Annotated in this window: 25 protein-coding genes and 2 pseudogenes; 14 read left to right on the forward strand and 13 right to left on the reverse strand. The window is 67.1% G+C overall.

Features of this window, described 5'->3' with window-relative positions:
* Positions 1 to 251: 251 nt before the first annotated feature.
* The 7 genes and pseudogenes from ACFWAY_RS22860 (at position 252) to ACFWAY_RS22890 (ending at position 3,349) form a co-directional block, all read left to right on the forward strand.
* Positions 252 to 473, forward strand: coding sequence for a hypothetical protein (locus ACFWAY_RS22860; RefSeq protein WP_378512284.1), 222 nt, complete (start codon positions 252 to 254; stop codon positions 471 to 473).
* A 23-nt stretch (positions 474 to 496) separates the two neighbouring features.
* Complete coding sequence (locus tag ACFWAY_RS22865; RefSeq protein ID WP_378451320.1) at positions 497 to 676, forward strand: fumarylacetoacetate hydrolase family protein; 180 nt, start codon at positions 497 to 499, stop codon at positions 674 to 676.
* Positions 594 to 989, forward strand: a complete 396-nt coding sequence (locus ACFWAY_RS22870) for a fumarylacetoacetate hydrolase family protein (RefSeq protein ID WP_378512285.1) — start codon at positions 594 to 596, stop codon at positions 987 to 989. Before ACFWAY_RS22865 ends, ACFWAY_RS22870 begins: the two co-directional genes overlap by 83 nt.
* A 555-nt stretch (positions 990 to 1,544) precedes the next feature.
* Positions 1,545 to 1,862 (forward strand): hypothetical protein, encoded by a 318-nt coding sequence (locus tag ACFWAY_RS22875; protein WP_378451201.1) that lies wholly within the window; start codon positions 1,545 to 1,547, stop codon positions 1,860 to 1,862.
* A gap of 50 nt (positions 1,863 to 1,912) precedes the next feature.
* Positions 1,913 to 2,209: pseudogene (locus tag ACFWAY_RS22880) on the forward strand (SDR family NAD(P)-dependent oxidoreductase); the annotation flags it as partial.
* 85 nt (positions 2,210 to 2,294) lie between these two features.
* Positions 2,295 to 2,765, forward strand: coding sequence for a hypothetical protein (locus tag ACFWAY_RS22885; protein WP_378451322.1), 471 nt, complete (start codon positions 2,295 to 2,297; stop codon positions 2,763 to 2,765).
* A 116-nt stretch (positions 2,766 to 2,881) separates the two neighbouring features.
* A complete protein-coding gene (locus ACFWAY_RS22890) occupies positions 2,882 to 3,349 on the forward strand; it encodes an SRPBCC family protein (RefSeq protein ID WP_378512286.1) in 468 nt (155 codons plus the stop codon).
* 100 nt (positions 3,350 to 3,449) lie between these two features.
* On the opposite strand, the gene ACFWAY_RS22895 is transcribed toward ACFWAY_RS22890, so the two are convergent.
* On the reverse strand, positions 3,450 to 3,845 hold the full coding sequence (locus tag ACFWAY_RS22895) for a hypothetical protein (protein WP_378451199.1): 396 nt from the start codon (positions 3,843 to 3,845) through the stop codon (positions 3,450 to 3,452).
* A gap of 160 nt (positions 3,846 to 4,005) precedes the next feature.
* Positions 4,006 to 5,463: a CHAD domain-containing protein gene (locus tag ACFWAY_RS22900; RefSeq protein ID WP_378512342.1), complete on the reverse strand. Its 1,458-nt coding sequence runs from the start codon at positions 5,461 to 5,463 to the stop codon at positions 4,006 to 4,008.
* Between the two features lie 170 nt (positions 5,464 to 5,633).
* Here ACFWAY_RS22900 and ACFWAY_RS22905 point away from each other — a divergent pair, with 170 nt between their 5' ends.
* Entirely contained in the window at positions 5,634 to 5,831 is a 198-nt protein-coding gene (locus ACFWAY_RS22905) for a three-helix bundle dimerization domain-containing protein (RefSeq protein WP_378451198.1), read from the forward strand.
* 74 nt (positions 5,832 to 5,905) lie between these two features.
* Here ACFWAY_RS22905 and ACFWAY_RS22910 read toward each other — a convergent pair whose 3' ends face one another.
* The 9 genes and pseudogenes from ACFWAY_RS22910 to ACFWAY_RS22950 all read right to left on the reverse strand — a co-directional run bounded on the left by ACFWAY_RS22910 (position 5,906) and on the right by ACFWAY_RS22950 (position 15,397).
* Positions 5,906 to 6,133 carry a hypothetical protein gene (locus tag ACFWAY_RS22910; RefSeq protein ID WP_378451197.1) on the reverse strand — a complete coding sequence of 76 codons (228 nt, stop codon included), beginning with the start codon at positions 6,131 to 6,133 and terminating at the stop codon, positions 5,906 to 5,908.
* A gap of 215 nt (positions 6,134 to 6,348) precedes the next feature.
* Complete coding sequence (locus ACFWAY_RS22915) at positions 6,349 to 10,281, reverse strand: Pls/PosA family non-ribosomal peptide synthetase (protein ID WP_378512343.1); 3,933 nt, start codon at positions 10,279 to 10,281, stop codon at positions 6,349 to 6,351.
* A gap of 31 nt (positions 10,282 to 10,312) precedes the next feature.
* Complete coding sequence (locus ACFWAY_RS22920; protein ID WP_378512287.1) at positions 10,313 to 10,777, reverse strand: MarR family winged helix-turn-helix transcriptional regulator; 465 nt, start codon at positions 10,775 to 10,777, stop codon at positions 10,313 to 10,315.
* 84 nt (positions 10,778 to 10,861) lie between these two features.
* Positions 10,862 to 11,893 carry a glutamate ABC transporter substrate-binding protein gene (locus tag ACFWAY_RS22925; RefSeq protein ID WP_378512288.1) on the reverse strand — a complete coding sequence of 344 codons (1,032 nt, stop codon included), beginning with the start codon at positions 11,891 to 11,893 and terminating at the stop codon, positions 10,862 to 10,864.
* Positions 11,894 to 11,915: 22 nt separating this feature from the next.
* Positions 11,916 to 13,229 carry a hypothetical protein gene (locus ACFWAY_RS22930; RefSeq protein WP_378451194.1) on the reverse strand — a complete coding sequence of 438 codons (1,314 nt, stop codon included), beginning with the start codon at positions 13,227 to 13,229 and terminating at the stop codon, positions 11,916 to 11,918.
* 27 nt (positions 13,230 to 13,256) lie between these two features.
* Entirely contained in the window at positions 13,257 to 13,574 is a 318-nt protein-coding gene (locus ACFWAY_RS22935) for a DUF3349 domain-containing protein (protein ID WP_378451317.1), read from the reverse strand.
* Between the two features lie 87 nt (positions 13,575 to 13,661).
* Positions 13,662 to 14,024 (reverse strand): annotated as a pseudogene (locus tag ACFWAY_RS22940) (DUF3349 domain-containing protein); the annotation flags it as partial.
* Entirely contained in the window at positions 13,931 to 14,206 is a 276-nt protein-coding gene (locus ACFWAY_RS22945; protein ID WP_378451193.1) for a hypothetical protein, read from the reverse strand. The pseudogene ACFWAY_RS22940 and the gene ACFWAY_RS22945, both read right to left, overlap by 94 nt.
* Positions 14,207 to 14,218: 12 nt before the next feature.
* Positions 14,219 to 15,397 (reverse strand): anion permease, encoded by a 1,179-nt coding sequence (locus ACFWAY_RS22950; RefSeq protein WP_378512289.1) that lies wholly within the window; start codon positions 15,395 to 15,397, stop codon positions 14,219 to 14,221.
* A 462-nt stretch (positions 15,398 to 15,859) separates the two neighbouring features.
* Here ACFWAY_RS22950 and ACFWAY_RS22955 point away from each other — a divergent pair, with 462 nt between their 5' ends.
* Positions 15,860 to 16,561 carry an MspA family porin gene (locus ACFWAY_RS22955; protein WP_378512290.1) on the forward strand — a complete coding sequence of 234 codons (702 nt, stop codon included), beginning with the start codon at positions 15,860 to 15,862 and terminating at the stop codon, positions 16,559 to 16,561.
* An 80-nt stretch (positions 16,562 to 16,641) separates the two neighbouring features.
* On the opposite strand, the gene ACFWAY_RS22960 is transcribed toward ACFWAY_RS22955, so the two are convergent.
* The gene (locus tag ACFWAY_RS22960; protein ID WP_378451190.1) at positions 16,642 to 16,845 is read right to left on the reverse strand and encodes a three-helix bundle dimerization domain-containing protein; all 204 of its coding nucleotides are present in this window, start codon (positions 16,843 to 16,845) and stop codon (positions 16,642 to 16,644) included.
* Between the two features lie 533 nt (positions 16,846 to 17,378).
* On the opposite strand from ACFWAY_RS22960, the gene ACFWAY_RS22965 reads away from it, so the two are divergent.
* From ACFWAY_RS22965 to ACFWAY_RS22985, 5 genes are read left to right on the forward strand one after another with little or no spacing between them, the layout of a single operon-like run.
* Positions 17,379 to 18,509 carry an ABC transporter ATP-binding protein gene (locus tag ACFWAY_RS22965; protein WP_378512291.1) on the forward strand — a complete coding sequence of 377 codons (1,131 nt, stop codon included), beginning with the start codon at positions 17,379 to 17,381 and terminating at the stop codon, positions 18,507 to 18,509.
* Between the two features lie 53 nt (positions 18,510 to 18,562).
* Positions 18,563 to 19,939, forward strand: coding sequence for an ABC transporter substrate-binding protein (locus ACFWAY_RS22970; protein WP_378512292.1), 1,377 nt, complete (start codon positions 18,563 to 18,565; stop codon positions 19,937 to 19,939).
* Positions 19,936 to 20,799: a metallophosphoesterase gene (locus ACFWAY_RS22975; RefSeq protein ID WP_378512293.1), complete on the forward strand. Its 864-nt coding sequence runs from the start codon at positions 19,936 to 19,938 to the stop codon at positions 20,797 to 20,799. Before ACFWAY_RS22970 ends, ACFWAY_RS22975 begins: the two co-directional genes overlap by 4 nt.
* The gene (locus tag ACFWAY_RS22980) at positions 20,774 to 21,769 is read left to right on the forward strand and encodes a carbohydrate ABC transporter permease (RefSeq protein ID WP_378512294.1); all 996 of its coding nucleotides are present in this window, start codon (positions 20,774 to 20,776) and stop codon (positions 21,767 to 21,769) included. The genes ACFWAY_RS22975 and ACFWAY_RS22980 overlap by 26 nt, the downstream gene beginning before the upstream one ends.
* Positions 21,759 to 22,592: a carbohydrate ABC transporter permease gene (locus ACFWAY_RS22985; RefSeq protein ID WP_378512295.1), complete on the forward strand. Its 834-nt coding sequence runs from the start codon at positions 21,759 to 21,761 to the stop codon at positions 22,590 to 22,592. Before ACFWAY_RS22980 ends, ACFWAY_RS22985 begins: the two co-directional genes overlap by 11 nt.
* On the opposite strand, the gene ACFWAY_RS22990 is transcribed toward ACFWAY_RS22985, so the two are convergent.
* On the reverse strand, positions 22,561 to 23,541 hold the full coding sequence (locus ACFWAY_RS22990) for a LysR substrate-binding domain-containing protein (RefSeq protein ID WP_378512296.1): 981 nt from the start codon (positions 23,539 to 23,541) through the stop codon (positions 22,561 to 22,563). The genes ACFWAY_RS22985 and ACFWAY_RS22990 overlap by 32 nt on opposite strands.
* Positions 23,542 to 23,787 lie beyond the last annotated feature (246 nt).

Consider the following 23,787-nt stretch of genomic DNA (forward strand, 5'->3'; position numbering starts at 1 on the left):
ATGATTGCACTGAAAGTGCCTTTCCGTATGTGGACAATCGTGATGTGAGAATCTTGATTGTCTCACTACGGGAGGCGCTTTCGTCATTCGCACCCTGTTACGGCCGGCGTAGTCTCCACGGATCCAGGCTAAGTTAGTCCTCGGCGGGTCGGCCGGTGTGGGCGACGCAAAGGCGCTGCACCGGATGAGGTCTGTGCGGAAATGTCCGATGTGATGGGCGCGCGAAATCGGAGTCCGCCGACGTCTTCGACGTGCTCGCGGCCGGCAACCCGAGCGGGGTGTCGACCGGTCGGCGGCTGCCCTGGGATTCGACCACCGAACTGGCGGTGCCGGTTCCGGTCGGCAGCATCCGTGACTTCATCACCTTCGAACAGCACACAGCAGGCGCGCTGCGCGCGGTCACCGGGGCCGGCGAGGTGCCGAAGGACTGGTACGACGCGCCCGCCTTCTACTTCACCAAACCCGACGCGTGATCGGATCGGGCGCAACGGTTCCGATGCCGCCGGGCTGCGAGGTGCTCGACTTCGAGCTGGAAGTCGCGGTCGTGATCGGCGAAGCCGGCTACAAACTGTCCGTGGACGAGGCCTTCGATCATGTCGCCGGGTTCAACCATCCTCAACGATTGGTCGGCCCGCGACCTGCAGGTCGTGAGATGCGGGGGCCTCGGACCCGCTAAAGGCAAAGTCACCGCCACCATCCTCGGGCCCGTGCTGGTCACCGTGGATGAGTTCCTCGACTGCGAGGTAGATGGTCGCTTCGACCTCGCCATGGAAGTCTTCGTCAACGACACCCGCATCGGTGGCGACATCCTGGCGAACATGGCGTGGACCTTCGCCGAGTTGATCTCCTACGCCAGGCGAGGGACCTGGGTACGCCCCGGTGACGTGCTCGGCTCCGGAACCTGCGGTGGTGGCTGCCTCGCCGAACTGTGGGGGTGGCACGGGATCGACAACCACCACCGCTGCGCATCGGTGACACCGTCACCATGACCGTGGAAGGAATCGGGACCATCCACAACACTGTGGTCGCCGGACCACCCCTGCATCCTGTTCCTGCGGCCAACCGCAAATCGATTGATCGACAATTGTTTTGGAAGCTGTGTTCAATCGGTGCTACTACTGGAGGCGCCGCATCCGAGGTCGTCCGAGAAGCCATGACGCGTCGCATCAACCTGGGTGGAGGCATCGCCGCAGGCTTCGTCGTGATCGGCCCGAGAAATGAAACAAACCAATTGGCCCGTTTTCTGGTAACGTCTGGGCCGTCATGGTGGTCACATGACGACGCGGACGTCTCAGGCACACGAGTCGGTTCACGCGAGGGGTGGAGTGCAGGTGTCGCCTGAGCTGCTGGTTGGGCGGCATCTGCATCCAACGTCCCCGGGGCTCGGCGCGCGTCCGGCCGCGGATTGAAGCCTCGTTTCGGTAGTGACGCACGTCACAGCATTCCGGGGTCTGGCCGGCGTAACGTTCCCGGCCCTCATGGACACCATTCGAGTAGCCGCAGACGCTGGGCCAGCGGCACTCGGATCAGGAAGACCCACGACCATGAGCACCACACAGCTCCACCCGATCACACACTCCGCCGCCAGCACCTCCTCCTGGAAGCGACTGGCCGCCGTCGCCGCCGCGACCGCCGCACTCGGCCTTATCCCGGTCGGCGCCGCCAACGCCACCACCGCACAACCGAACGCCGTGCAGCCCGTCGCCTCCGCAGTCACCCACGACAGTCCGCTCGACCGCGACAACGACATGCAGCAGGAACGCCAGCACGACCGCCAGCGTGACCAGCGGCAGGACCGCCGCGCCGAAACCACCGTGCTCGACCAGATCCTGGTCGGCTTGAACAGCAGCACCCAGATGTAGAGCCGGGCGAGCCGAACCCTCGCACCAGCCGCCGAACACGGACAACGCCAATGACACAGGACCGGATCACCAGTCCCTTCGACGCGACCTCGACCGCCATCGAGGTCCTCGAAGGAATCGACTTGCGCGGCAAGCGCATCATAGTCACGGGTGCCTCGTCCGGCATCGGCATCGAGACCGCTCGCGCGCTCGCCAGTGCCGGCGCAGACGTCACCATCGCCGTCCGAAACCCGGACGCCGGCCGTATCGTCGCCGACGACATCAACACCGCCCTCGGTCAGCAGCGTGTCGCAGTTCGCACGCTCGATCTCGCCGATCTCAGTTCAGTTCACCGCTTCGCCGACCAGTGGGGCAGCACGCCCCTCGACGTGCTCGTCAACAACGCCGGAATCATGGCTACTCCGCTCGGCCGAACGATGTCCGGCGCGAATCGTGTCGCTGAGCTCCCGCGGACACCTGAGCTCCGACATCGTCTTCGACGACATCAACTTCGACAACCGCGAGTACGACCCGTGGCTTGCATACGGGCAATCCAAAACCGCGAACGTGCTGTTCGCAGTCGAGGCAACCCGCCGCTGGGCACACGACGGAATCACGGCAAACGCGCTGCACCCCGGCGGCATCTGGACCAACCTGACCCGACACCTGCCCGAGAGCGTGTACAACACCCTGCGCGCCGACCCCACCGCCGAGTACAAGTCACCCCAGCAGGGAGCGGCGACATCCGTGTTCGTCGCAACCTCACCCCTCCTCCGCGACGTCGGCGGACGCTATTTCGAAGACAGCAACCAAGCCGTCCGTTACGCGGGCGGACCCGAGCGAGTCGGAGTCGCCGACTACGCCCTCGACCCTGAATCGGCGCAACGACTCTGGACGCTGTCCCTCGCAGCGGTCAACAGGTAGCCCGCACCCAAGGAGGTCCGCACACCCAACACGGACCCCGCACACCCAACACGGACCCCGCACACCCAACACAGACCCAACGTGTCAACAGATTTCAAGTATCAGAGGAGAACGCCATGTCCACGATCCACCTCCATCAGACCACCACCGCAACACCCGAACAGGTCCTCGACGCGCTCACCGACTTCGGGCCCGGCCGCGAGGCGCTGTTCGGCAACAGCGCCGACGACTACCTCCAAGTGCACGAACTCGGCACCGACCACGCCGACGTCACCGAGGGCTCGGGCAGTGTCTGGGAACGCCTGCAGTACGACTGGACCGATCCCCGCCGCATCGTCATGACGACAACCGACTCCAACCTGTGGGGCGGGAAGTCCGGCCACACCTACACCCTCACCCCGATGCCCGACGGGACCACCGACATCGACGCCGTCGTGGTCCGCGACGGCAAGAATCTCAAAGGACGAGCGCTCGGGGCCGTGCTCGGCGCCTTCGGCACACGCGTGCTGGGAAGGGAGTTCGACAAGACGGTCGACGCCATCGAAGCCCGCAACGCCACCCCGACGACGGCGGACAACACCTAGACGCCGCACTCGGCACCGGCGAGAACCACGGCCGAGGTGCTCGTCGGTGCATATCTTTTTCCGAAGAAGGCGGGCGCATACCGAATGCGTCCGCCGACCGTCACGGCGTAGGCGCAGCCGGCGTCTTCGTCGGTGCTCGGCGCCGCGGTGCCGCCCCTGCTCCGGTCGCCTTCTCGCCGGTCGCCTTCTCGCCGGTCCCGGATTCGTCCGGCTTCGGGGTACCCGGCTTGAACTGGTCGAGCACCAGCGCCGTCCCACCGACCGCGGCCACGATCGGCCACTGCACCACACCGGTCAACGCGACCGCGCCCATGGTCAACACGGCTGCGGGCGTCGAATGACTTCCGCGCCGGGCACCCTCCTGAACCCCGACGGCCGCCCCCTTCACGCTGCCGACCAGACCGCCGACCGCGGCTCCGCCGATCGCGCCGAGGGTGGCTGTCGCGGCCTCACCCGCTCCGGCCGCCATCCGTGCCGTACCGCTCACCAGATTCATCGCCTTGCACCCCACTTCGCCATTGCTCGAGATCGACGACGACGCCGATCCTGTCCGACCGGGAGTACCCACCGACTGCCCGAATGAACAGGCGGCCGACCACGGGTTTCCATACGGCGACGGCGTGTGCCCATCCCGCGACGATCCGGCACGATCCGGGTCAGGTCGCCAGCTCGGTTGCCTGGGTGCGGGCGTGTTGCGCGGCTTGTTGTTCGAGGCCGTAGAGCAGGCCGAAGGTGAAACCGTTCTCGCCCGGGGTGGTGCCGGCGCGGGCGCCGAGGGTGCGCAGGATCCCGGCGGCGACGACGCTGTCCTGGTGTTCGCCGAGCACTTCCTGCAGTTTCTTGAATTTGGCGACCTTCTTCTTGGCAGGCTTCTTGCCGAGGACAGGGGCCGCGAGCTCGGCGGCGTAACGGGCGCGTTTGGCAGCCTTACGGGCACGGTGCAGCGCGTCGTCATCGGTACCGGCCGCGGCAGCGGTCACCCTCGTGACGGCCTTCCGTTCCGCCCGCCGCGATCCTCGCTCGATCGACCGAGGTTCGGTGACCGCCTCGGTCAACGGTGGACTGATGCGCCAGGAGGTCAGAGCGGTGAGCAACTTCCGGTAGCGGTCCCCGCTCAAGGCCTCCATCACCGCGGCGCGGTGATGAAGTTGCTCGCCGAGTAGATCGTTCTCGATCCGGGCGGCCACCGGTCCCAGCACCAATTCCGTCGGGAGGGCGGCGACCGCGGCAGCGAACCTCTCGCGTTGCACCTGCCGGTCCCGAACCTCACCGAGCAGTCCCGCGTACCAGGACAACTCTGCATCGAGCCAGTCCCGCGACGTCGGGTCGAACAAGGTGCCGTAGACGCGCAGGGTGCTGCGCAGTCGCCGGATGCCGACACGAGTGGGATGGACCGGGTCGTGTCCACGGCGCAGTGCCACGTCGCCGGCGACGATCGCCTGGATCTGTGCATCCACATATGCGAGCAGCACAGCCCGCGCGTCGCCGCCCTCGTCGGGAGTGCGGGACGGGTCGGAATCGGTTGACAGCGCCCGCTCGAGTTTCGATCCCCGCCCGGCGGGGTGCGCGGCGCCGCGGGTGAGGCGTTTGCCGATCCGCTTCAGCAATTTCTCGTCGCCGCCCTCGCCGACCTCGACCTCGACCTCGCGCCACTGGCTGGCCCGGGCGCTCTCCCCGACCGCGGTCGCCTCAACCCGATCGTCGGCCACCTCGGCGAGCAGGATGCCCTGCTTGTCGTAGAGGCGGTGTGCGCTCCGCACGGTCGAGATCATCGCCACCGGATGTAGAGGTTTGCCGAGGGCGACACCCGCGATGAGATCCGCGAACTCCGCAGGGACGCTGTCACCGTCATCGGGCGGAAGCCGGAGCTCGGTGCGGGCCTTGTCTGCGGGCACCTTCAGATGCCAGCCGGCGTCGGCACCCCCGGACCGTCGGCGCAGCGTCACGTGGTGACGGAACAGGTCCTGGTCGGCGGTGTCGTAGTAGACGCTGTCCAGCTCGACCGTGGCCTGCTCGATGCGGCCGTCGGCGGGTAGCGCCTTCGCGAGATCCGGGACCGCGAAGTCGAGATCCACGTCGTACTTGTCTTCTCGCTCACGCTGCGCCTCGAGCAGGGTTCCCATGACACCTCACCACATTTCGACGTTGTACGTCGGCGGTCGAATCGACCCGAATCCAGTGCGAGTACCCTTCCCCAGCCTAGGTGAACAACCGGTGAATACCGCTCGCAGATGCACCCGAGTAAACAGTGCATTCACGCCACCGTGGGGACGACAATTCGAAGATGAACTCCACCACCGAAGAGCAGCACATCGGCGTGGTACGACAACGCCTGGCGCGGCGGTTTCCGACCATCGATTCCGGCGTGATCGATCAGGCGATCGACACCGCACACCACCGGTTCGACGGACGACCGGTACGCGACTTCGTTCCGTTGCTCGTCGAACGCGCTGCCATCAGATCGCTCACTGACGACACCTAGCGGGCGCCCTCACCACGACGTTTGCGTTCTGCACATCCCAGCTACTCCGTCACCCGCCGGAGTCCCGCACCTGTTCACACGGGTTCGGTGTCGGGCTCTTCGTCGTCGAGGTCTTCGCTGTCGCGGAAGATCAGATTGCCGTCGTCGAGGGCGATCGCCCACCGCCGGGAGAAGGCCCAATCGCGTCCGTAGGCCTTCGGGCTGAGGCCACCCGAGTCGGCGAAATCCTCGATGATCACTCCCGACGCGAGGGGCCACTGGTCGGCCGGAAGTTCCGCGTCGAGGGAGTGCGGGGTGCGCACTCGTGTTCCGACCGAAAACCGTCGCCGTCGCCCGCTCTTGGGATCAGGGTTCATCGACATGCGTCTTCTCGTTCCGCTCAGTGATGTCGCAGGGTGTCATCACATTCCGCAGCTATCCAGGCCATCGCCGCAGCCCTACGACGAGGCCGAGCATACGGGCCGATCCGTGGTTACGCGCGAGTAGCGAATTGGCGCAGCCCGGTCGACGCCGGTGCTCACCGGCCATGTTCGGGCTGGGGTGCGATGGGGTTGCCCTGCCAGCGGGTCGAGTCGGGCACGCGGTCTCCGCGCATCACCAGCGACGCCGGCCCGACGGTGGCGCCCGGTCCGATGGCCGAGGCGGGCAATGCCACGCTGTGCGGGCCGAGGGTGGCGCCGGCGCCGAGGGTGACGGTGTCCATGCTCATGATCCGGTCGTGGAACAGGTGGGTCTGCACCACACAGCCGCGGCTCACGGTCGCACCCTCACCGAGGGTCACCAGGTCTGCTTCGGGCAGCCAGTACGTCTCGCACCAGACGCCGCGCCCGATGGTCGCGCCCATCGCCCGCAGCCACAGGTTCAGCACGGCGGTACCGGTGGCGGCGCGGGCGAACCAGGGTGCGGCGACCGTTTCGACGAATGCGTCGGACACCTCGTTGCGCCAGACGAACGAGCTCCACAGCGGGTGTTCGACGACGCCGATGCGGCCGACGACGATCCACTTGGCCGCCGCCGCGATGCCGCCGGCAACGGAACCGGCGACGAGGAGTACGAGCCCGGACAGCAGTGCTGCCCACACGAATCCGATGCTGCCGGTGAGCGCCTCGAGGGCGACGAGCACACCGAGCCCGATCCCGAACGTGATGATCATCGGGATCAGCCGGCAGGTTTCGATCAGGGCTCGGGCGACCCGCAGGCGGGTCGGGGGATCGAAAGTTCGCGACGTCGCGGTTTCGGTGGCCGAACGGCGCAGCCGGACGGGAGGGCTGCCAAGCCAGGACGAACCGGATTTGCCCTTCTTGTCCGGGGTTGCCGAGAGTACCGCGACCAGACCGTTCTTCGGCACGGTGCGTCCGGGTCCGGTCATGCCGGAGTTGCCGAGGAACGCACGTTTGCCGATCTTCGCGGGCTCGATGCGCAGCCATCCGCCGCCGAGTTCGTAGCCTCCGACCATGGTGTCGTCGGCGAGGAACGCGCCGTCCGCGACGGTGGTGTATCGCGGGAGGACCAGTGCCGTCGAGATTTCGGTGTTCTTACCGACCTTGGCGCCGAGCAGCCGCAACCAGAGCGGGGTCAGCAGGCTGGCGTACAGCGGGAACAGGAAGGTACGGGCGGAGTCCATCAGCCGTTCGGTGGACCATGCCTGCCACCCGATCCGGCTGCGCACCGGGTGATAGCCCTCGCGCAGGCCGAGCCCGAGCAGGCGCACCGCGACGACGGTCATGCCCGCGAACAGGGCGAGGGTGAGGATGGTCGCGGCTGGGAGCATCGGCAGTGCTGTCATCACGGCCGCGCCGAGGTCGTCGGCGTCGCGGATCCACCACCCGAGCAGGACGAGACCGCCGGCAAGCGCGAGCAGGGGCATCGCCGCTACCGCGAGGGAGGTCAGGCCGTAGATGGGTACCCATTTCGAGGCACGCGGCGGCCGGTTCTCCGGCCAGGGGTGCACGGCCTTGCCGACCTTGACTGCGGGCGAGCCCGCCCACCGCTGACCTGCCGTGACTTTTCCGGTGACCGCGGACCCCGGGGCCACCTCCGCGTGCGCCCCGATGCGGGCGCCGGGAAACAGGGTCGAGCGGGCACCGACCGACGCCCCGGCTCCGATGCGGATCGATCCGACGTGGACGACGTCGCCGTCGATCCAGTACCCGGACAGATCTGTCTCGGGTTCGATCGAGCAGCCCTCGCCGAGTTCGATCATTCCGGTGACCGGGGGAAGGGTGTGCAGGTCCACCCGCCGACCGATATTCGCGCCGAGCGCCCGAGCGAAGTAGACCATCCAGGTGGCGCCGGACAGGTTCGCCGCCCCACTCGCCTCGATCAGCCGCTCGGCGACCCAGATACGGACGTGTTCGGGACCGCCGCGGCGGTAGGTGCCCGGTTCGATCCTCCGTAGAAGCAGCCGGGAGCCGGACGCGGCGATCGCCATCCGGCCGACCGGGGTGATGAAGACGAGGAACATCACCAGTACCGGCCACCACGACAGCGTCGGCGCCCACGGCGCGGGCGAAGCCCAGGCCAGAACGTTGTTCGCCATTGCCAGCCAGGTGATCCATTGCAGGCCGGTGAGGGTGGTCAGCGGGACGGTCGCCGCGATCTGTACCCATTGGGTTGCCCGCGGTGTCGGCGCGACAGTGCGTGGCTCGACGAAAGCGGTGGGTGCGAGTTCGTCGAGGAACTGGGCCAGTGAGCCGAGACGTGGGTGGTCGTAGAGTTGTGCGACGGTCACCTCGGGGAAGCGTTCGCGCAGGGCGCTGACCAGCTGGGCGGCGCTCAGCGAGCCCCCGCCGATGGCGAAGAAGTCGTCGTCTTCGCCGCCGATCTCGGCGCCGAGGATTCGGGTCCAGAGCCCGGCGATCCACGCCGCGGTTCCGTCGAGACCCGAGGCCTGCGCGTCGGGCCCACGGGACCCGGGCAGTGGCCACGGCAGCGCACCGCGGTCCACCTTGCCCGAGGTGCGGGTGGGTAGCTCGTCTACCCGTGCCAGCCGGGGTACGAGGGCTGCCGGAAGCTGCTGCGCCAGTTGCGCGCGGGCATGGGTGAGGTCGAATCCCTCCCGTGCGGCGAGGTATCCGATGAGCATCCCGGTGCCGGCTTCGGACGTGCGCACCGTGGCGGCCGCTGCGGTGACTCCGGGTAACGCGTGGAGGGCCGCGTCGATCTCACCGAGTTCGATGCGCCGCCCGCCCAGCTTGACCTGGTCGTCCGCACGGCCCTGGAACAACAGTCCCTCGCGGTCGAGTCGCACCAGGTCGCCGCTGCGGTAGGCGCGATCCCAGCCGAGCGAGGGCATCGGCGCGTACTTCTCGGCGTCCTTGGCCGGATCCAGGTAGCGGGCGAGGCCGACCCCGCCGATCACGAGTTCCCCGACCTCGCCGTCGGCTACTCGGCGGCCGCCCGCGTCGACGACGGCGAGGTCCCACCCGTCGAGCGGGAGCCCGATGCGCACCGGGCCGATCCCGGTCATCTGTGCGGCGCAGGCGACCACGGTGGCCTCGGTGGGGCCGTAGGTGTTCCACACCTCCCGGCCATCGACCGCGAGCCGCCGAGCAAGCTCGGGCGGGCAGGCCTCGCCGCCGAAGATCAGCAACCGCACGGAGTCGAGGGCCTCCGCGGGCCAGAGCGCGGCCAGCGTCGGGACCGTGGAGACAACGGTGATCGACCGCGAGATCAGCCACGGTCCGAGATCCATCCCGCTGCGCACCAGCGAACGGGGCGCCGGGACCAGGCAGGCGCCGTGCCGCCACGCCAACCACATCTCTTCGCAGGAGGCGTCGAACGCCACCGACAGTCCGGCCAGCACCCGATCGCCCGGACCGAGCGGGGCGTCGCGCACGAACAGCCTCGCCTCGGCGTCCACGAAGGCGGCGGCGTTTCGGTGCGTGACGGCCACCCCTTTCGGGGTGCCGGTGGACCCGGAGGTGAAGATGATCCACGCATCGTTCGACGGTTCCGGGGCCCGGACCTCGACCGCACTGCTGTCCGAGGTTTCGATACCGTCGGCGGTGACGACCGACTTGACCGCGGACTCGCCGAACACGAGCTCGGCCCGCTCGGGCGGGTCGTCCGCGTCGACCGGGACGTACGCGGCGCCGGCGGCGAGAACGGACAGGATCGCCAGGTACAGCTCCCGCGAACCCGACGGCATCCGAATGCCGACCCGGTCGCCCGGCCCGACACCACCGGCAGCCAACTCGCGGGCGCCCGCGGTGATCCGTTCGACCAGTTCCGCGTAGCTCAGTGCGACTTCACCGTCGTCGATCGCGGGGGCGTCGGGGTGATGCTCGGCGGTGTCGGTGAGGATGTCGATGAGGGTTCGCGGGACGGGTGCGAGGTCACCGGCGGTGAACGGGTCGAGACGCGTGGGGGCAGACAATGTGCGGGCTCCTTGTGGAACGGCTCCGGCTTGCGCGAAGGAATCCGCGGGGCCGGGATGAGAACGGTGCAGTGGACACCGTGGAAACCGGGGGCTGTGCCGGCTAAGTGGGTGGGGCGGCGTACTTCTTCGGTAGGCCCAGCGCCTTCAGGACCAGGCGCTGCAAGCTCCGGCGTTCCTTCGCCGAGAGGTTGCCGTAGAGCTGATCGAATGCCTTCTCGACCAACTCGTCGCTACGCTCCCTGACGTGCCGGCCTGCTGTCGTCAACGACAGCACGTGCTTGCGCCGGTCCTTGGCGTTCTTGGTGCGGGCCACGAATCCGCGTTCCTCGAGGTCGTCGAGCAGTCGCACCATGTCGCTGCGGTCGATGCCCAGAACATCGGCGAGCTGCTTCTGGGACAGCTCGCCGGGCTCCTCGAGGCAGCAGAGGATCCAATGCGTCCGCAGATTCAGTCCCTCGGCCGCCAGTACGGCCTCGAGGTCCTCGCGTCCCACCCGATGCAGCTGCGCCACCACGAAGGTGGGGTTTCGCAGCAAGCGCTCCGGGGGCGTCGTGGATGCAGGCATGAAGCCCACCATAACAGTAGTGGGGATTTGAGATCATGGATAATCCCCACTATTTGCAGGCATCGCCCGAACCGTGCGCCTCGGCTAGTCCCGGTAGGAGGGTGCGGGCGGGCCGGTGACCGGGCCGAGGACGGTCAACCACCGGTCGTAGAGACTCATCCACGTTCCGTCCGCGCGCATCCGCTCGAGGGTGCCGTTCACCACCCGCACCAGCGCGGTGTTGGTCTTGTTGATGCCTATGCCGTACGGCTCGGTTTCCAGTGGCGGACCGACGATCTGGAGAGTCGGGTCCTGGGCGGCCAGGCCCGCGAGGATGGAGTCGTCCGTGCTGACGGCGTCGGCCTGCCGTTGCTGGAGAACCATCAGGCAGTCGGCCCAGTCGGGAACTGCGACGATCGTGGCCTGCGGCTGGACCCGCTGAATCGTGGCGAGTGAGGTGGTGTCGGCGGCGGCGCACACCCGTTTACCGGCCAGGTCCGCGGGCCCGGAGATTTCCGACCCGTCGGGTACCAGCACACGCTGGTACGCCTCGAAGTACACCGTGGAGAACGCCACCCGCTCGGCGCGCTGACACGTGATCGTGATGGTTTGCGCGACGATATCGACCTGATTCTTCTCGAGCGCGTCGAAGCGGCCGCCGGGGGTGAGGAGTCGGAACTCGACCTTCGCCGGGTCGCCGAGGAGGTCGTGCGCGACCTCCCCCGCCACGTCCACGTCGAATCCTTCGAGAGTGTCGGTGTTCGGGTCACGGAAGCTGAACAGGTTGGTGCTCTGGTCGACGCCGACGATCAGCCGGTCCCGCGCGAGGATGTCGGCGACCAGCCTCCCCGGTGGCGCGGCACCCGCCTGGACGGATGGCGCCGGACGCAGGCTTGCCAACGCCCCGCACTCGGACGGCGCCACCGGCGCTGCGGGGGTGGCACCCGATGGCGGGATGATCTGCGTCCCGTCCGGCAGGGACAATTCCGTGTAGTCGCCCGTCACGGCGGGAGTGACGGGTTCGGGGGCAGCACAACCGGCGAGCACGGCCCCGACAGCCACGAGCACGCCGACAAGGCCACGAACGCGAGAGGCTCGACGACCGTGGACATGCTCGACGCGGGGACTCGTCACCATCCCACTCACCTCGCCGGAGGCATCAGTGGTACTCGTTCAGTCTGGGCCAGATGCCCCCGCCGACGGCGAACCCGGAGAGCACACCGAGCACGACGGCACCGACAGTCAACAGCGAAGTCGAGCGATACGCCTCGGTCGTGGCCTCGCGTTCCTCGCTCCTCAATCGATTGATCGCGGACTGCAACGCCTCGTCGAGTGCGGAGAACTGGGCGGTCGGCGCGAGCGCCCCGGGATCGACCGCCATGGCCGACGCCGCCGGATAATCCCCGTTCACGAGTTTCTGCTGCAGCAACTCGTGGGTGCTCCGCCAGCCCTCGAGCGCCGCGGTAGCGTCTGAGTTCCGGTGTTGTTCGAGTATCCCGGACAGGACCGTGGAATGCCGCGAGAAGTCGACCTCGGATTGTGGGTCCGAACCGCGCTGCAAGACCCCGAGCATCTCATCCGCCCGTGCCTGTTGCGCCAGGATCCGGGCCGCCGCGATCGCGCTGAGTGGTTCCGCCCCAGCGGTCCTCGCGCGCTCCCCCGCCGACGTGGACATCCCGAACGCCGTCATCGACCAGACCAGGAGGCTCGCCATGAGGAGTGTGGCCACGATCAGGCCGGGGTTGAACAGCCGTCGGCTCTTGCGGGTCAGGTACACGTGCGCGAGCACGAGCCCGACGAGAGCGGAGGTCGTCACAGCGAAAGCGGCCACCGGCAGCCTGGTTGTGCGCGCCTGTGTGGTGGCCACCGACTTCCACTGCTCGGCGCAAAGGCGGTGCGCCAGCGGAAGGATGGTGCCCTGCATCATCGACGAAGCGTTGCGGAGATACGTGATTCCGATCGGATTTCCCCAGCGATCGTTCGCGCGGGCGGTGGAGACCAGACTGGTGTACTCGGCGAAGCGCCTCGACACCTCCGACAGCAGGCCGAGCGCTTCCGCGTCCGCGGGATCGACGCCGTTCGAGGCGGTCACCAACGCATTGGAGGCATCACCGACGGCCTGGTTGTAGCGTTCGCGCACCGCCACCGGTTCGACCCCGCCGAAGATGAAGGAGGTCGTCGCGGCGGCGTCCGCGATCGACAGCGAACTGTAGAGGTTCTGCGCCGCGTCGGCGAGAGGTTCCGAGTAGGTCCGCAAGGCGTCGATTTCCTGTTGACGGGCGGCGTTGACCGCCGAAGTCACGGTCCCCGCGGCGAGGGCGGCCACAACGAGGACCACCGCGAGCACCGACAACCGTCCGGGCGTCGACGTGAGAAAACCCCGCCAGGACGGCCGAAGCCGTTGAGGCTCGATGAGCAGGGACTCGTCCAGCGCGTGCGGGTCGTCGGCAACGGTGTCTCCGCGTAGGAACACCACTCCTCCTCGCTGATCGGCGGTCGGTCAGTGCGACTCGTCGATCGGCGTCTCGTCCGGGATGGCCCAGCCACCGGCCATGAGGTGGGCGTGGACCCGGTCGACATCGGCGTCGAGGGGCTTCTCGTCGGTGACCTTGGCGATCATCACCTGGATGTCCGGCCTGCCGATCGGGAGGTCGCCCTGGTCGACCAGTGTTGCGGTGATCTCGCGGACCTCCTCGTCGGACAGTCGCCGGCGCAGCAGGGCTATCAGGGGGATGTAGTCGGTCTCGGGCACGCCCTGTGGATAGCCGGCGCGCAACCATTCGATGATGTTGCTCAGCAAGGGCGGCAGGGCCTTCACGAGTGGAGGCTTCTCCTCGATCGGTGCCGCTAGCGGCCAGCCGCCTGCGGCGAGGCGAGAGGCCACCCGCTTGACGTCGTCCTCACCGGGATGTTCGTGCGCCAGTCGGGCGATGGCCTCCTCGATCTCCCCGCGGTCGATCCTGCCGTCCTCGAGGGCATGCCCGTCCGGGGCCGACAACTCGTCGACGATCTCGCTCACCTCGGTGTCGGTGAGCCTGCGGTGCAGGACGGCGAACAACGCGATGTAGTCCTCGCGGGGCACCCCGTGCGGGTAGCCGTCGCGCACCCATCGCAGGACCTTCGCCGGAACTGAGGTGATCGGTTTCCGTACCACTGCACGCGTCCTTTCCGGGGTCAGAAGATGTGGATTCCGAAATCGTGGGCGAGAAAGTCCTTCATGATGAAGAGGATTCCGGCGACGACCGCGACGAGGATCACCGCGAAGCATGCCGACCCGGCGATCCAGGCGGTCGGTGTGCGTGCGGCGCCGTTTCCGTCCGTGGATGGCGTTACCCCCAGCGACAGGAACCGGATTCCGAGCGCGAAGACGGCGGGCAGGCCGGCACCGAAGAGCAGGCCGATGAGCACGACCTGCCAGAGCGAGTCCACGGTGTCCATGAACAGATTCACGATGCCTGCCTCTCAGACCTGAGCCGAATGCGAGGTGTGCGTCTTCTCGGACGGCGGGGTCAGGCCACCGTCCCACTCCTCGTTCACGTTCGAGGTGTCGATCGGGTTCCGCCGCGAGCGCAGGTACATGGCGCCTGCGGCCACCAGGAGCAGCGCGAACACCACGAGAACACCGGGCAGTCCGCCGATGGCATCGGCGATCACCCAGCACACGGCCCCGACCACAGCGGCGGAGGGAAGGGTGAACAACCACGCGACTGCCATGCGTCCGGCGACGCCCCACCGGACCTCCGCCCCGGACTTGCCGATTCCCGTTCCGAGGATCGACCCGGTTGCAACCTGTGTCGTCGACAGCGGCAAGCCGAAGTGGCTGGAGGTGAGGATGATGGCGGCCGAGGACGACTCGGCGGCCATGCCCTGGGGCGACGCGATCTCGACGAGACCCTTGCCGAGTGTCCGGATGATCCGCCAACCGCCGAGGTAGGTCCCCAGGGCGATCGCGAGGGCGCAGGACAGCTTTACCCAGAACGGCATCGCGGTGTCGGCGGTGATGGTGCCGTGCGCCACCAGCGCCAGAAAGATGATGCCCATCGTCTTCTGGGCGTCGTTGGTGCCGTGCGCGAGCGAGACCAGAGAGGCCGACCCGATCTGTCCCCAGCGGAATCCGTCCTCTTTGGCATTCTCCTCGACGCCGGCGGTGATGCGGTAGATCAGCCAGGTGCCGATGGCAGCGACCAGCGCTGCGACCACGGGTGCGAGGACGGCGGGGATGACGATTTTGCTCATCACGCCCGACCACTCGACGCCGCCCATCCCCAGGGCTGCGATGGTTGCACCGATGAGCCCGCCGAACAGGGCGTGCGACGAACTCGACGGTATGCCGAGTAGCCAGGTCGCGAGGTTCCACAAGATGCCCCCGACGAGGCCCGCGAAGACGATGATCAGCAGCGCCTGCCCGCCCGTGTCGCCGAGGTTGACGATGCCCTTGGCGACGGTGGCCGCCACCTCGACCGACAGGAACGCGCCAACCAGGTTCAGGATCGCCGAGAGGGTAACCGCGACACGGGATTTGAGTGCCCCGGTGGCGATCGACGTGGCCATGGCGTTCGCGGTGTCGTGGAAACCGTTGGTGAAATCGAAACCGAGTGCAGTGACGACGACGATGAGAAGAACGAGAGATTCTGCGTTCACTGTTCCAGTGTCGTCGGGATGGACTCGGCAAACCAGTCTCCACCTGGGTGTTCATGGTGTGTTCAACTCCGGGTAATCGCAATGAGATCGCCGAGTCGAAGTACTACGGCGGCGCCCGGCCCGGGGTCGAGGTGCCGCATCCTGACGGGTCGAGATCGGTTGCCGCGACACTCCCTCGGCGTAGGCGTCACCCAGAAGTGTCGGAGGCGACGTATCAGGAACGTCTGAGTGAACGTTCTCGGGAGCCTTCGGTGGTCGAATCCCAGCACATGCCATGTGCGACCAGGCCCCGCGCGCGATGCGGCAAACGCGACCGTGCCAAGAACTACCAGGTCAACGGATGGCGGACCACACGAAACGCTCGTGAACTCTCGAACAACACAAAGACATCGGAGGGCCCGAATGGTTACGCTGCGCATGCTTTTTCGTATCGGTTGCAGTACGAACTGAATGGGGATCGGCATGACGAACATCAGCACAGCTCGACCCGGGCACAGACAATTCACCCGCCTGGCGGCGGTCGCAGGTATCGCAGTGCTCGCCATGGTGATGGGTAACGGCACCGCCTCGGCCGGTGTCGACAACGCCAGTTCCGTCATCGACGCGGACGGCAACCGCATCGAGGTCCTGCAGGGCGACACGCAGTATCAGGTCGTTCCGCCGCTCGACGGCGTACCGACCAGCGTCGAGTTCTTCCACAACGGGTATGCCGGAGTGAACATCAGCGGTCCCGACGCCGCGGAGTTCGAGGGCACCCAGCTGACCGTCGGCTACCAGATCGGCTACCCGGTTGCGCTGGCAGGCGCGACCATCGTCCTCAATTCGCCCGGCCTCGGGTTCGCGATCGGGTCGGACACCGGCATCGACCTGGGGCTCGTCCCCGACTTCACGCTGGATCTGAGCGCGGGGACCAACGCGGAGCTGGCGGGTGACATCATCCCGTCGCAGGAGCTGGACATCGACCTGGAGCCGGGCGGTATCACCACGGTCCCGCTGCTCGAGGGCCAGGAGTTCGACGGACCCGAGGCGCTGGTGCGGATGCAGGGCGTTCACGGTTCCATCTCCGGAGCTATCGGACCGGTCACCATCCGGCCGTACGCGATGGCGGTGACGGAGAACGGCGACACCGTCATGACCTACGGTGTGCCGCAGAAGCTCAGCTGAACGAGATCCCGAACAGGTTTCGGTGGAGCGCGCCGGGGTCGCCATCTCGATCGTGGATGGGGACCCCGGCGCGACGACGCCTACGACGTCACCAGTTCCTGGATCTTCTCGCGGGCAGCCCGCTCGACGAGCAGGGGCACGAAGTCGCGTACCTTCCGGTCCGCAAAGTGGCTGTGCGCAGAGCGCACTACCTCGTCGATGGCCTCCCGGGAGATGTCCGGGTAACGCGTCTCGAGGCGATCGATGACCCTGGTGACGTGGAGCTGCTCTTCATCGTTCAACATTCAACAATCTTCCGCCGAACTCGGCGACGGGGTCAAGCCGCAACGAAGTCACCGGTTCGCCGCGTCCTCATCGGCTCCCGCCCGGGCCGAGACGCCGTTCACGCCGCCGGCCGGGCCGCTGACATGGGCAAACTCACCGCAAGGCAGCGCCTGCCGCTCTCGCTCCGCAGTGCGCGACACGTGGGATGCACGCACTGTGTGAGCGAATCTGTGACGAAGTGCATTCTTCATACCTGCCGCCTCCGACCCCTCGCTTCGACCTGCGAGCAGAACTCACCGAGTCGGCGAAGGAACGCTGATCAAAAGCTGCTGATCTGCAACCCCTTTCGTTGCGAACGATGGATCAGGTCATCGACCACGCAAGGTAGGGCCTGAGGAGTTTCCTATCGCGCGGGCACACTCCTCCTATCGTCGCTGCATGCCGCCGCCCCGGCGCGGGTCGGGTCGGGAATTCGGGGTGCGGTGTTCACCGCACCGTCATCCCCGGCTGCTGTGGTGTCTCCGGGAAACACGGAACAACCGAGGAGATGCGGGTGGCGCGGATAAGACTCGAAGGTGTGTCGAAACAGTTCGGCACCGCGCGGGTGGTGCGTGATGTCGACCTGGACATCGCCGACGGAGAGTTCATGGTCCTTCTCGGCCCGAGCGGGTGCGGGAAGTCGACGCTGCTGCGTCTGATTGCCGGGCTCGAGAGCCCGTCGTCGGGTCGCATCCTATTGGGCGAGAACGACATCACCAGGACACCGCCGCGACAGCGGGACGTTGCGATGGTCTTCCAAAGCTATGCTTTGTACCCGCACCTGACCGTCGCGAAGAACATCGGCTTCCCCTTGCGTGCACGCAGACGGTCGAAGGACGAGATCCGGGAACGGATCACCACCGTCGCGTCGGCGCTCGGCCTGCAAAGCCATCTGGACCGGCGCCCGGCCCAGCTTTCCGGTGGGCAACGTCAGCGGGTGGCGCTGGCCCGGGCGATGGTTCGCGACCCAGGTGCCTTCCTCATGGACGAGCCGCTGTCGAATCTCGATGCCGCGTTGCGCAGCGCTACCCGCACCGAGCTCATCGACCTGCACCACCGTCTGGGATCGACGTTCCTGTACGTCACCCACGACCAGGTCGAGGCGATGACGATGGCGACACGGATCGCACTGCTGAACAACGGGAGGATCGAGCAGGTCGGTACACCGACCGAGCTGTACGACACTCCGCGTTCGACGTTCGTCGCCGCATTCCTCGGCGCGCCACCGATGAACCTGTTCGACGCAACAGTCATCGAGCGGGCCGGGGAACTCCACCTCGTCGCCGACGGCGTCGACGCGCCCCTCGGGCTGTTCGCCGGCTCGGCGACCGGACCGCAGAAGGTGACCGCAGGCATCCGGCCGGAACGCATCCGGCTGAACGGCGCCGATACCCGACTCCGCGGTGTCGTCACCGCCTCGGAGAACCTGGGCAGCGAAGAGATCCTGCACGTCACCCTGGGCGGCAACGTCATTCGGGTCCGCGCTCCGCGCCCGGTTGCCGCCGAGGTCGGCGACGTCGCCGCGCTGAGTGTCGGTCCCGCCGACATTCAGCTCTTCGACTCCGGGACCGGCCGCCGGCTGGTCTGGCACGTTCCTCACGAGCACGGGGCATCTCCACGCGATGCCTCGCTGTCGGTGGCATGAGCACCGGCACGATTCACGAGCCCCGCCCACACACGAACAACAGGAGAACCACAGTGAAGAAGACCCTGCCCGGGCTGGGCGCCCTGGTGACCAGCGCGTTGGTCCTGACCGCCTGCGGAGGCCTCGGCACCACAACCACGGATTCCGCGGCGAGCAGCACCGATCCGGTGCCGGAACTCGCTCCGGACCAGAACGTGTCGATCGTGTTCGAAAGCTACAACTACGGTATGGCGGGTGCGTGGACCGACACCTTCAACGCCCTGATCGACGACTTCACCAAGCAGAATCCGAACATCCACGTCGCGGCGCAGAAGCCGCAGGGCAACAGCCCGAACCCGGCAACCGACACGATCGCGAGCATCCAGAGCCAGACGGTGGCCGGAGCGCCACCGGACGTCGCGCAGCTCGGGTTCAGCGACCTGGACTTCACGATCCACCAGCTCGGCGCCCACTCGCTCGACGACCTCGTCGGCAAGGACGCGGTGCAGAAGAACTTCGACGGTGCGAAATACCCGTACGCCCCGACTGCGCGCACCCTGGGTGACTGGGAAGGCTCCACCTACGGCGTGCCCTTCGTCTTCTCGACCCCGGTGTTCTATTACAACGCAACACTGTTCGAGCAGGCCGGGCTCGACCCCGCGGCACCACCGAAGACGTGGGACGAGGTCGCGGCCGCGGCGGACGCGATCACCACCAAGACCGGCAAGGGCGGGGCGTACCTCGACTGCCTGACCAAGACCGCGAAGGACTGGTGCTTCCAAAGCCTGGTCCGGTCCAACGGCGGACAGGTGATCTCCGACGACCGCTCCACGCTGACCTTCGCCGAAGACCCGGCCGTGCAGGTCGCGGACATGGCGCAGAACCTGGTGCAGTCGGGATCGACACCCAAGCTCAGCCAGCAGCAGGGCTACGAGGCCTTCGCCCGCGGAGATATCGGCATGATCCTCGAGACCAGCGCGATCCAGGGCACCTTCGTCAAGGGCGCCAAGGACAAGTGGGACCTGCGCGCCACCACGATGCCCTCCTTCGCCGGCACGCCCCCCGTTCCCACCAACTCCGGTGCCTCCCTGTTCACATTCGCATCCGACCCCGCCAAGCAGCGCGCCTCATGGGAATTGATCAAGTACCTCACCAGCGAAGAGGCCTACACCAAGATCGCGCAGGGAATCGGGTACCTGCCGCTGCGGACCGGACTCGTCGACGACCCGGCCGGGTTGAAGGACTGGGCGCAGAAGAACCCGCTGCTCGCGCCGAACATCGCCCAGCTCGGCTCGATGGAGCCGTGGATCTCGATGCCCGGCAACAACTACCTGCAGATAAGAGACGGCATGATGGACGCCGTCGAGGCGGTCGTCTACCAGGACGCCGACCCGAAATCCACCCTCGACGCCGCCCAGAAGCAGGCAACCGCGCTTCTGCCCACCCAGTGACCCCCGCAGACGTCACGGTGATTCACCTGACGGACACCCACATCCGCGCCGCGGGCGACCTCGTCCACGGCACGATCGACACCCTCGACAACCTCACCCGCGCCCTCGACCGCATCGTCGGATCCCGGCAGCGCGTGGACGCGGTGGTGTTGTCGGGCGATCTCAGCGACAACGGGGCACCGGAGGCCTACCGGCGGTTGCGGAAGGTTGTCGAGCCGGTGGCCGCCGAACTCGGTGCGCAAATCGTCTACGCGATGGGCAATCACGACGACCGCACCGCCTTCCACGCCGAACTGCTCGGACTCGACTCCGGCAGTGGTGATCTCGAGGCCCCGCACGACGCAGTCCACGACATCCACGGTCTCCGGGTGATCGTGCTCGACAGCACCACGCCCGGTAGGCACGAGGGTTGGCTGACGGACGCGCAGCTCGCGTGGCTCGACGAGGAACTGTCCCAGACCAGTGAGCGGGGAACGCTCCTCGTCCTTCACCACCCGCCGATTCCGTCACCGGTCGCCACCGTGAACTACCTGCGCCTCCGAGACCCCGACCGGCTCGAGGCGGTTCTGGCCGGCTCCGATGTGCGGATGATCCTCTGCGGGCACGCGCATCTGACCGGTACCGGTGCGGTGGCGGGGATTCCGGTGTGGGTCGGCCCGGCCCTGTCCTACCGGGTGGATCCAATCGCGGCAAAGGGCAGTCACCGCGGCGTCGCCGGCTACGGGTTCAGCCGAATCGACGTCCTCGAATCCACGGTGGTCGCCACCGCGGTCGAGGCGACCCCGGCCGAGGTGGTCTACGACATCCCCGAACAGGACACGCTCGACCGCTTGCATGCCCTCGAGCTACAGGCGGGGTGAGGGAAACATCGTGTTCGTTGCCGTACCGGACCTCGCCGACGCGACAACGCCCGTCCGGGAACCGGTGGCGGTGCCTGCCATCCGTACCCACCCTCTGCGGAGGGCGGTGCGGGTGGCCGAGCCGTACCTGTTCCTGGCACCGGCTATTGCGCTGCTGGTCGTGTGGACATACCGCCCGCTCGTTCAGGCGGCCCAACTCTCCACCTACTCCTGGAACCTGCTTCCGACCACTCCCATGGTTCCCGTCGGCACGGACAACTACCGCCGGCTGCTCGAGCTGCCGGCGGTCGGTGACTCCGTCTGGCGGACAGTCGTCCTCATCGTCGGGCTGTTGCCGTTCACGCTCGTGCTACCGGTGGTCGTCGGATTCGCCACCCGCGGCGTGCACGGGCGAGCCCGGACGATCTACCAGAGCCTGATCTTCGCGCCCTTTCTCGTCGCCCCGGTCGCGAGCGCGGCCGTGTGGCAATGGCTCCTCGACCCGGGTGCCGGAATCGTGAACCGGGTGCTGGGCTCGGACACCAACTGGATCCACGAACCGGCGACGGCGCAGTGGGTGATCGTCGCCATCACCGGGTGGCATTTCATGGGTTTCGCCGTGCTGGTTGTGTCGGCCGGGATGGCCGGCATCAGCGGGGACTACGCCGAGGCCGCGCAGGTCGACGGAGCGACGCGGCGGCAGATCGACTGGTGGATCACCCTGCCGCTGCTGTCGCCCACGCTGGTGTTCCTCGGACTCATGACGGTGCTGCTGAGCGCGCAGTGGACCTTCCCGCTCATCGACACCCTGACTCAGGGCGGACCGTCTCGGGCGACGACCAACATCTATTATCTGTTGTGGGACTACGGGTTCCACAGCTTCGACGCGGGCCTGAGCGCCGCCGCGGGCATCATGCTGTTCATCGGATTCGGTCTCGTTGCGGGCGTTCTCGTGTGGATCTCGGAAAGGATCTCGTTCCATGACGACTAGCGATTCACTCGTACCCGAGCCGTTGTGGCGGCGGGCGCGGGGGCATGCCGTCCTCGTCGCCATCGCAGGCGTGTGCATATTTCCCATCTACTGGCTGCTCGCAACGTCGCTGCGACGGCCCGACGACGTCGGCTCCCTCTCCCCCGTTCCGTGGCCGCTGTCACTGGGGAACTACGTGGACGCGACCGAGAAGGTCGACGTGATCCGACTGCTCGCCAACACGTTCGCCGTCTCCGCGGTCTCGGCAGCTGGTCAGCTCCTCGTCGCCCTGCTGGCCTCGTACGCGTTCGCGATGTATTCGTTCCGCTTCCAGCGGCTGCTCTACCTCGCGTTCGTCGGAACCTGGTTGGTGCCCTTCCAGGTCACGATGCTCCCCAACTATGTACTGCTGTACCAAATGGGACTGATCAACAACCTTGCCGGCATGATCGTGCCGACGCTGTGCTCCGCGCTGGGTGTCCTGATGCTCCGCCAGCACATGGCCGGCTTCCCGAAAGAACTGGTCGCGGCGGCGAAGCTGGACGGCCGTTCGTCGTGGTCGATCCTCTGGACCGTCATGGTGCCGAATCTGCGTCCCGCATTGGCGGCGCTGTCGATCCTGTTGTTCATCAATGCCTGGAACGAATACTTCTGGCCCGCGGTGGTCCTGCAGCGCAGCAACGCCGTCGTGCAGTTGGGGCTGAGGAGTTTCATGGGAACCGAGGGAAACGACTGGGGGCCGATGATGGCCGTCGCAGGTCTGGCGTGCCTACCGGTGTTCGCGCTCTACGTCGTCCTGCAGCGGCACATCGTCAACGCGTTCGTTCGATCCGGTCTGAAATAGGTCTCGGAACGCGGGGCGGAACGGCGACCAGGCGGTCCTCGCCGCGGTCCAGATCGTCGGAATCGTCGACGCAGTCGAGGAAGGAGAACACCGCAGGATTCACCTCGACGGCCCGCCACACCGCATACAAGTCGATCGTCGGAATCGGATCGACCAATCTCACCGCCACAGTATTCACGCCCATCGCATCGAGTCCGCCCGAACTGGCGCGCGGCAGGGACGCGAACCCGACCAACGGCTTGACCGACACGATGTGCGCCGTCGCGCCCGGGTCGTCGGCGGTCTGAGCGACGTCGAGCGAGATCCGACTGTCGGACGCCGCACCGAAGATGGAGTCGTACATTGCGGGGCACTGATCGCGAGAGAACATCACGCACGCCTGGGTCGCCAACTCCGCGAACGGAACCGCAGCCCGCCCCGCCCATCTGTGGCCCTTGCCTACGATGGCGACGAGCGGAATCTTCCGCAAGACCCGGCGGTACCGGAAGTCGGCCGTCCGCGGATGCCCGTACACGAGCGCGATGTCGAGCGTGCCGTCCGCGAGATCGACGAGCTGCGGTCCGGTTCGCTTCTCCCACAACGACACCACGACGTCCGGGTGCTCTGCGCTCATCCGGGCCAGCGCCGCCGGCAGGACGTGCTTACTGGCCGGCATGTTGTATCCGATGTCGAGGGTTCCCGAGCGGCCGTCCGCGGTGGCTTTCGCTATCCGCGCCGCCCTCTCCATCTGGGAGACGATCAGCCTGGCCTGTGCCACGAATTCCCGGCCTGCGGAGGTCAACCTGACCTCATGGGAGTTCCGCGCCACGAGTCTCACCCCGAGCGACTTCTCGAGCTTCTGTAGTTGCGCGCTGAGGGACGGCTGCGAGAGATGCAGCCGTGAGGCGGCCCGACCGAAATGTAGTTCCTCGGCAATCGTGATGAACGCGACGAGATGTCTGAACTCCATAGTCACTCCCCGGCGACGAGCGCCGCCTCGATGTCCGGTAGCTCGCTCTACAAGGCTAGCGTCGAGCCGAAACCAGGGGTGAACTGCGCGGGCACGGTCCTCGCCGCGGACGTGACCGGTAAACGAACGTCTCGGGAACAGACGACCCGGATCGACGGTTTGGGCTCGGCAGCTGAGGGCAAGCTGTGTAGGAGGGCGTTCGGCCGATGATTCGGCTGTCCGCTCGTGCCACACGACAAACAGGAG

This window comes from Rhodococcus sp. NPDC059968 (assembly GCF_042738615.1).
Lineage (GTDB): Bacteria > Actinomycetota > Actinomycetes > Mycobacteriales > Mycobacteriaceae > Rhodococcus_F.